This window comes from Pantanalinema sp. (genome assembly GCA_036704125.1).
Lineage (GTDB): Bacteria > Cyanobacteriota > Sericytochromatia > S15B-MN24 > UBA4093 > JAGIBK01.
The window spans coordinates 1-7,203 of the sequence record DATNQI010000068.1; the positions used below are offsets into that span (position 1 = coordinate 1).

9 protein-coding genes are annotated in these 7,203 nt (G+C 69.3%); 1 reads left to right on the top strand and 8 read right to left on the bottom strand.

All coding sequences use genetic code 11. The annotated features are described in order from the left end of the window. Positions 1-49: 49 nt before the first annotated feature. Positions 50-616: a hypothetical protein gene (locus V6D00_10900; GenBank protein HEY9899678.1), complete on the bottom strand. Its 567-nt coding sequence runs from the start codon at positions 614-616 to the stop codon at positions 50-52. A 112-nt stretch (positions 617-728) separates the two neighbouring features. Continuing rightward, on the bottom strand, positions 729-1,874 hold the full coding sequence (locus V6D00_10905) for an AI-2E family transporter (GenBank protein ID HEY9899679.1): 1,146 nt from the start codon (positions 1,872-1,874) through the stop codon (positions 729-731). A 72-nt stretch (positions 1,875-1,946) separates the two neighbouring features. Between V6D00_10905 and nfi the strand changes: the two genes are divergently transcribed. Next, positions 1,947-2,624, top strand: a complete 678-nt coding sequence (nfi, locus tag V6D00_10910; GenBank protein ID HEY9899680.1) for a deoxyribonuclease V — start codon at positions 1,947-1,949, stop codon at positions 2,622-2,624. A gap of 43 nt (positions 2,625-2,667) precedes the next feature. On the opposite strand, the gene V6D00_10915 is transcribed toward nfi, so the two are convergent. The 6 genes from V6D00_10915 to V6D00_10940 form a co-directional block, all read right to left on the bottom strand. Next, entirely contained in the window at positions 2,668-3,768 is a 1,101-nt protein-coding gene (locus V6D00_10915; GenBank protein HEY9899681.1) for an isocitrate/isopropylmalate dehydrogenase family protein, read from the bottom strand. Positions 3,769-4,001: 233 nt separating this feature from the next. Beyond that, entirely contained in the window at positions 4,002-4,280 is a 279-nt protein-coding gene (locus V6D00_10920; protein HEY9899682.1) for a hypothetical protein, read from the bottom strand. Between the two features lie 12 nt (positions 4,281-4,292). Continuing rightward, positions 4,293-4,580 carry a hypothetical protein gene (locus V6D00_10925; protein HEY9899683.1) on the bottom strand — a complete coding sequence of 96 codons (288 nt, stop codon included), beginning with the start codon at positions 4,578-4,580 and terminating at the stop codon, positions 4,293-4,295. 21 nt (positions 4,581-4,601) lie between these two features. Continuing rightward, on the bottom strand, positions 4,602-4,997 hold the full coding sequence (locus V6D00_10930; protein ID HEY9899684.1) for a hypothetical protein: 396 nt from the start codon (positions 4,995-4,997) through the stop codon (positions 4,602-4,604). Between the two features lie 135 nt (positions 4,998-5,132). Further along, positions 5,133-6,281: a carboxypeptidase regulatory-like domain-containing protein gene (locus V6D00_10935; GenBank protein HEY9899685.1), complete on the bottom strand. Its 1,149-nt coding sequence runs from the start codon at positions 6,279-6,281 to the stop codon at positions 5,133-5,135. Continuing rightward, on the bottom strand, positions 6,278-7,203 hold a 926-nt coding region (locus V6D00_10940), incomplete at its 5' end, for a hypothetical protein (GenBank protein ID HEY9899686.1). The genes V6D00_10935 and V6D00_10940, both read right to left, overlap by 4 nt.

Sequence of the window (7,203 nt, forward strand, 5' to 3'; positions counted from 1 at the left end):
GAACGTCGAGGCCGCCCCGCGGTGGGGGCGGCCTCGACGTGCGAGCCGATCAGCGCCTGGTGAGCTCCTTGGCTTCCCGGGACTCGGGGGCGAAGGTGATGAGCACCTCGCTGCGAGTGGTCATTCCGGCGATGAGCCACGCCGTCACCAGCGCGAAGAGGAGGTGACCGATGAAGTAGTGAGGGCTGCCCGCGAGGTTGGCCACCATGGTCGGATTGATGAGCCGCGTGAACAGCAGGCCCGAGAAGACCCACAGCATGCACCCGAAGCCGACGGCGTAGAGGGTCTCCCAGCCGAAGGACCGAACGCGGCGCGGCACGAAGGCCCCCACCCCCATGCCGTAGAACATCCCCCACAGCGCCGAGACGACGAGGTGCAGCACCAGGCCGGTGACGCTCGGGCCCGCGACGAAGCCGGGCGCGGGGGGGATGGCGAAGGAGGGGGGCCTAAAGGCGGGGATCGTCGCCCCGATGGTGTTGACGGGCATCCACAGGCCCTTGCCCTCGGCGGCGCTCGTGACCATCAGGTAGAGGGCCATCACCGCGCCGCCGGCCAAACCGGCCGCGGCGCACTTGGCCCAGTAGGCGCGAGGAGCGGCCTCGATTCGAGCTGCCATCCGTTGCCTCCTTCCTGACTTCGGATCCAGCGGCGACCCGCAAGTCGGGTTCGACGGCCAGCATACGCAGGGTCCGCGCCGCGCCACAAGAATGAAGCAGGATAAAGCCGCCTCAGGGGGCGGGGCTGGGGGCTCCGACGGCCTCGGGGCGCGAGGCCACCGCGACCTCGCCCGGATCGGCGACGGGCTCGACGACCAGCAGGCGGTACAGGAAGGTGATCAGGGCGCGGACGATCGCCGCCACCGGCACGGCGATCAAGAGCCCGATTCCCCCGGCGTAGTGCTCGCCGACCACCAGCGCCAGGATGACCAGCACCGGGTGGACCTCCGAGTGGTGGCCGAGGACCTTGGGGTTGAGGATGTTGGCCTCGATCAGGTGGATCACGCCGATCAGCAGCACCACCTCGAGGGCGACCCACCAGCCCTGCGAGAAGGCGATGAGGACGGCAGGGATGGTGGAGATGATGGTCCCGAAGATCGGCACCAGGCTGCAGACGCCGGCGATCAGGCCGATGGTCAGCGCGAACTTGACGTTCAGGAGCAGCAGCCCGAGGGTGGTCAGCACCCCGTTGATGAGGCACACGACCAGCTGGCCGCGGATCGCCCCGGCCAGGCCCCGGTCCACGTCGCGACCCAGCGCCAGGAGGGTGTCGCGGTAGGGCGCGGGGAAAAGGCCCGCGAGCCCCCGCTTCATGCGGGGCCAGTCCAAAAGCATGAAGGCCGTCAGCATGAAGACCAGCACCGCCGAGAAGATGGTCGAGAAGACCCCCTTCACGAGCGCCTGGCCCTGCTTCAGGATCGAGGCGGTCTGGCCCTCCCCTGAGTGGAGCAGGCCCGAGACCGCCTGCTGGACATTCTCGCGCGCGTCGATCGGCACCCCGTACGAGTCGAGGGTGCGCTGGACCGTCTCGAGCATCGGGAGCAGGGTGTCGGTCTCGACGTGCCGCGCAAGCTCCGGTAGCTCCTTGGAGATGCGGACGCCCTCGGCGTAGAAATGAGGGGCGATCGTCATGGTCCCGATCCCGATCGCCGCGAAGAAGCCCGCAAAGACGAGAGCGACCGCCGCCTTTCGCCCGAGCACCAGGCCCTTGATCCGCGCCAGGGCGAGGCGATCCACCAGCGGATTGAGGATGTAGACGAGGAGCAGCGCCACGAGGAAGGGGGCGAGCACCTGGTGGATCGCGTAGAGGAAGGCGAGGCCGCCGACGACGAGGAGGCCGGTGAGGATGCGTCGAGTCAGTGGGGAAAGGGCGGGCATGGATCCTCGCTTGCGCAGCAACGGGTACCTTCCCATTATACCGTGGCCGGCCTGGCTGCGCAGGAGGCGTTCGTGAATCGGCCCGAGTGGATCGCCCCGCAAAACCCCACCGAGGCCGTCGCGATCCAGCGCGTCCTGGCAGCAAGCGTGCGCTGCCGAGACGAGGTGGGCGAGGTCCGCGCCATCGCCGGGGTGGACGTCTCGACCCAGCGATGGAGCGACGACGGGTTCGCGGCCATCGTCGTGCTCGAATTTCCCTCCCTGGAGGTGATCGAGGTGGCCCAGGCCCGGATGCGGCTGACGATGCCCTACATCCCCGGCCTGCTCTCCTTTCGCGAGATCCCCATCCTGCTCGCGGCCTGGGAGCGGCTCGGGACCGACCCCGACCTGATCGTGGTGGACGGGCAGGGCCGTGCGCATCCGCGCCGCTTCGGGATCGCGAGCCACCTGGGGGTCCTGCTGGACCGGCCGACCATCGGCTGCGCCAAGAGCTTGCTGACGGGTGTTCCGGGGATGCTCTCGCCCGAGCGCGGGAGCCTCTCTGCGCTGATGGCCGGGCACGAGCAGGTGGGCTACGCGGTGCGGACCAAGGATCGCGTCAATCCGGTCTACGTCTCGTGCGGGCACCGGATCTCGGACGAGACGGCCGCGCAGTGGGTGCTCGCCTGCGCCCGCGGGTACCGCCTGCCCGAGCCCACCCGCCAGGCCCACCTGGCCTCCAACGCCCTTCGCCGGCGCCTGACGACGTGAAGGGGGCCCCTTGCGGGGCCCCCTTCGTTCGAACAGCCGAAGCTTAGGCGCTGACGGGCGCGGTCTTGTGGAGCTTGGCGACGATGGCGTCGGCGAACTCGGTGGTCGAGAGGGCCTTCTCCGGGGTGTCGCGCATCAGGTCGTAGGTGACCTTGCGCTCCTTGAGGCACTCGACGATGGCCGTTTCCAGGCGGCCGGCCGCGTCCATCTCGCCCAGGTCGCGCAGCATCATCAGGCCGCTGAGCAGCTGGGCCAGGGGGTTGGCCTTGTTGAGGCCGGCGTACTTGGGAGCCGAGCCGTGGGTGGGCTCGTAGACGGTGGCGATGGTGCCGACGTTCGAGCCGGGGGCCACGCCGAGGCCGCCGATGAGGCCCGCGCAGAGATCCGACAGGATGTCGCCGTAGAGGTTCTCGGTGACGATCACGTCGAAGCTGTGGGGCAGGGTCACCAGCTGCATGCAGGTGTTGTCGACGATCAGGTCCTCGAACTGGATCTCCGGGTACTCCTGGGCGACGCGGCGGCCGACCTCGAGGAAGAGGCCGTCCGAGAACTTCATGATGTTGGCCTTGTGGACCAGGGTGACCTTCTTGCGGTTGTTGCGCTTGGCGTACTCGAAGGCGTAGCGCACGATGCGCTCGGAGCCGCCCTCGGTGATGGGCTTGAGCGAGATGGCCGTGTCGGGCTTCATCTTCTTGCCGGTCAGCTTCTCGACGGTGGCCGTGATCTCGGCGACGCCCTGCGAGCCCTTCTCGAACTCGATGCCGGCGTAGAGGTCCTCGGTGTTCTCGCGGACGATCACGATATCGACGTTCTGGAACTTGGACTCGATCGAGGGGTAGAGCTTGCAGGGGCGGACGCAGGCGTAGAGGTCCAGCTCCTGGCGAAGCGCGACGTTGACCGAGCGGAAGCCGGTGCCGATCGGGGTGGTCAGCGGGCCCTTGAGGGCGATCTTGTTCTTCTTGATCGAGTCGATGACGGCCTGGGGCAACGGCGTGGTGTCCCCCGTGCGCGCCATGTAGTCGGTGCCGGCGTCGAAGCGCTCCCACTCGAACTGGACGCCGGTGGCCTCCAGGCAGCGGACGGTGGCTTCGGTGATCGAGGGACCGATGCCGTCACCGGGGATGAGCGTTACACGGTAGGCCATGGTGCGGTGTACCTTCCTTCTTGCTGTTGGTTGCTGGTCAGGCGGCTGGTCAGGCAGCTGGTCGGCAACGCGTCTTTCCGTGGGCGTCGAGAACACCCTCTCGCGAGGCCGGGAAGCGGGTTCCCGGCTGCTTGCATGGGCCTTATCGTCTCACAATCCGGGGATGGTGTCTAGGGAAGCCCAAGACAGCGATCCCCCCCTCGAGAGGGGGGGATCGGCGTGGGAGAGTGAGATCAGCCGCGGCTCATGCCTTCGACGGCCTTGACCATCGCCTCGCGGATCTGGTTGATGAGCTGGCTGGCGTTGCGCAGGGCCTCCATCTTTTGCTCGCGCTTATCGACCCGGCTGGGCACGAAGAAGTCGCCGACGCGGCCGAAGAAGCCGACGTTACCGGCCTCGTCGGCCATCTTCTCGAGGCGCTGCTGGGCCACGGCGGACCGCTCGAAGGAGGCACCGACGTCGAAATTGGGCTTGGGGGCCGAGGGGCCGGTCGAATTCGAAATGGAACCCATGGGTTGTTCCTCCTATCCGTCGAGAAGGCTGGCGTCGCCGTCGTGCTTGCGCCTGCGCCGGCGCTGTCGGTGGTTGATCAGGGCCTGGAAGGGGTTGTCCGGTGTCTCCTGGGTCAGCTGGAGGCGGTCGTCTCCGAGCGCCGGCGCCGGTGTCGCCTGGGCCTCGGGCGCCGCCTTCTGGAAGGCGAAGCCCCCGGGGTCCCTGCCGGAAGAAAAGCGCGGGTCCCGGCGCGGATCTCCGATCTCCCGGCGCTGATCCGGCTGGGAGGGTTGGTGGTTGAAGATCCCGTCGACTCCCATGGAGCCTCCTCCTGGCGCCGTTTAGCGGCCGAGCTGATCCTTGAGCTGAGCGAAGCGCTCGTCGGTCATCCCGCGCTGGGCCAGCTGGTCGCGCAGGAAGGTGGCCAGGCCCGCCGCCTGCATGGGGTTGAGCTTGAGGCCGGGGAACTCGCCCCGAGTGAGGGTGCCGATCAGATCGTTGAGGTCGCTGGCGCCGCGGACCTGGTCCGAGGGGGAAGCGGGGGCCGCCGAGGCGCCGGCCGCACGGGCCAGGCGCGCCGCGCCGCCGGTGCCGATCAGGTTGACGTCGCCGCCCATCGTCGTCGAGCGACCGGCTTCGGTCGTCGCGGGGGTGGCGTCGGCCGGGGCGCTGTTGGCGGCGAGGATGCGCTTGAAAATCTCGCCGAGGCCGCCGTTACCGTTGATCTTGCCGCTCATCGCTTGTCTTCTCCCTTGTCTTGACTGGTTGACGGGGTGCGTCTCCCGCGCACCCGGCTTTCACTATCCTATATCGAACTCTCGTTTTCATTCTTGCTTGTTTAAGTGCAGATTAAACGAAAATCTCACGGGAATTTAATGGATCCCCCCTTGCCAAGCAGCCGAGCGGGCGTCCGGCGCCACCAGGCGCACGCTCCGGTCGGCAAGCCGCATGAGGTAGAGGCCGCTCGTCTCCTGGAGCTGGGCGAGGCCCGGATGGTAATTGCTCTCGTAAAGAATCGCATCGCCCTCGGGCGAGAAGATCGGCCGCCGGCACCAGGCGCCGGGCGGGCTCTCGGTCAGCCTGTCGCTGAGGCCGGTGGCCAGGCCTGCCATGTAGATCTCCCAGGTGCCGCTGGCGTTGGAGGCGTAGGCGAGCTGCGCTCCCGAGGGCGACCATGCGGGCTCGACCCCGTTGCCCCGGGGGACGAGGACCCTGGGACGCTCGCCCTTGGCCCCGGCCACCCAGATCTGCCAGGGCTTGGGGGAGACGCGGCGAGCCCAGGCGAGTTGCTGTCCGTCGTACGACCAGGCGGGATTGCCCTCGGCCGCCCCGTACGCGAGATCCCCCTGGGCGCCGGTGTTGATGTCCAGCCACCGCACGGCGCTGACCATGCCGCGGCTCGGGCTGTAGCGCGTCATGGTGTAGGCCATCAAGGCGCCCAGAGGATGCCACCTGAGCTCGTGGGCGCTGTCGGCGACCTCGCCGACGTAGCGCGCGCTGCGGCCGTCCGGGTAGCGGGTCCAGACCTGGGTGCGGCCGGGAATGCGCTGGATGAAGGCGAACTGGGAGGCCCCCGAAAGCCAGGTGGGCGAGACCTGGGTCCCCTCGACGTCGGGGGTCAGGCACCGCTCGTCGCTGCCGAGGCCATCCACCCCCCAGATGCGCCCGCCGCGCTCGAAGACGATGAGGTTCGGGGCAAGGGGCGTGCCCTCGCGCGGCAAGGGGACGTCCACCAGGCGCTTCTCGCCGGGGAGCAGGCTGAACACCCGCGCGGCGCGGGCGTAGCCCGGCGCCGAGAAGCGCACGCTGGCACTCGCGCCGAGCCCGTCGAGCGAAAAGCGCCCCTGCGCATCGGTCCGGATCGCCTTGCCCTCGCCCACCTGCACCGTGGCCCCGGCAAGCGGCCGGCCGGAGGGATACTCGGTGACCGTGCCGGAAAGCACCGTCGGGGCGCTGCGATCGAACAGCGCGCACGAGGTCGCAAGAAGCGCGATCGCAGCCGAGGCGAGCAGCTTCCTCATCGAGCATCCTCCTGAAGCGGCGAAAAGCGCCTGCCCTGGGGCTCCGCGAGCGAAAGCAGGCCCAGGGGCGTGCCGGGCGCCTTCAAGGAGAAGACCCTCCCCCAGCGATCCTTGAGCGGGTCGTACACCGCCACCAGGCGGCGCGGCGCCGACAGCAGCCCGATCGCGCCGTCCTCCAGCCAGGCCATCGAGGTGATGGGCCACGACACGTTCAGCTCGTGGACCACCGAGCGGGTCCGGGCGTCGAGCACCAGCAGGGCACCGGTGCCGCCCGGCCGGCTCGCCGAGAGGTAGAGGCGCGAGCGCGAGGGATCGGCCAAAAGCTCCAAGGGCCGGTCCGTCAGGCGCACGAACTGCGGCGCGGGCATGCCCGAGCGCGGATCCTCGACGCTGAGCTGACCGTTCCTGAGGGCGAAGAAGCCCTCGTCGAGGGCCACGTGCTGGGCCGTGTCGTCGACCATGGGCAAGAAGTCGAAGGTGTAGACCCCCAGCTTGGCGAGCAGGGTGCGCGGGTCCACCACCGCCACCGCCGTGCGGCCCGCGGCGAGGTAGTAGCGGCTCGCCGAGGCGACGAAGCGCATCCCCCGGCGTGAAAGCTCGGGCGATCGATAGCTCGCGAGCACCTGGTAGCGGGTGGGCGAGTAGCGCCTGGCATCGACCACCGAAAGCTCCTGGCGAGCGGGGCTGTGCAGGAGAAGGACCGCCTGTTCCCGCACGAAGACGGCCGCCTCGACGGTGCCCGAGAGCGGAACGAGGCCCCAGTCGTCGGCCGCCTCCAGGTCCACGACCGAGAGGGCTTGCGGGTAGCGGACCAGGATCTCGCGGCCCGAGGGCGAGGGCGTCGGAGCCGCCGTGGCCCCGGTGGCCGCGAGCAGAAGGCCGAGCGCGGCCGCCGCGGCCGGGGCGCGATCGCGCCCCGGCC

What these genes read in the sequence shown, in the direction of transcription:
- V6D00_10900 (HEY9899678.1), bottom strand. Translation starts at nt 616, where the DNA reads ATGGCAGCTCGAATCGAGGCCGCTCCTCGCGCCTACTGGGCCAAGTGC.
- V6D00_10905 (HEY9899679.1), bottom strand. Translation starts at nt 1,874, where the DNA reads ATGCCCGCCCTTTCCCCACTGACTCGACGCATCCTCACCGGCCTCCTC.
- V6D00_10915 (HEY9899681.1), bottom strand. Translation starts at nt 3,768, where the DNA reads ATGGCCTACCGTGTAACGCTCATCCCCGGTGACGGCATCGGTCCCTCG.
- V6D00_10920 (HEY9899682.1), bottom strand. Translation starts at nt 4,280, where the DNA reads ATGGGTTCCATTTCGAATTCGACCGGCCCCTCGGCCCCCAAGCCCAAT.
- V6D00_10925 (HEY9899683.1), bottom strand. Translation starts at nt 4,580, where the DNA reads ATGGGAGTCGACGGGATCTTCAACCACCAACCCTCCCAGCCGGATCAG.
- V6D00_10930 (HEY9899684.1), bottom strand. Translation starts at nt 4,997, where the DNA reads ATGAGCGGCAAGATCAACGGTAACGGCGGCCTCGGCGAGATTTTCAAG.
- V6D00_10935 (HEY9899685.1), bottom strand. Translation starts at nt 6,281, where the DNA reads ATGAGGAAGCTGCTCGCCTCGGCTGCGATCGCGCTTCTTGCGACCTCG.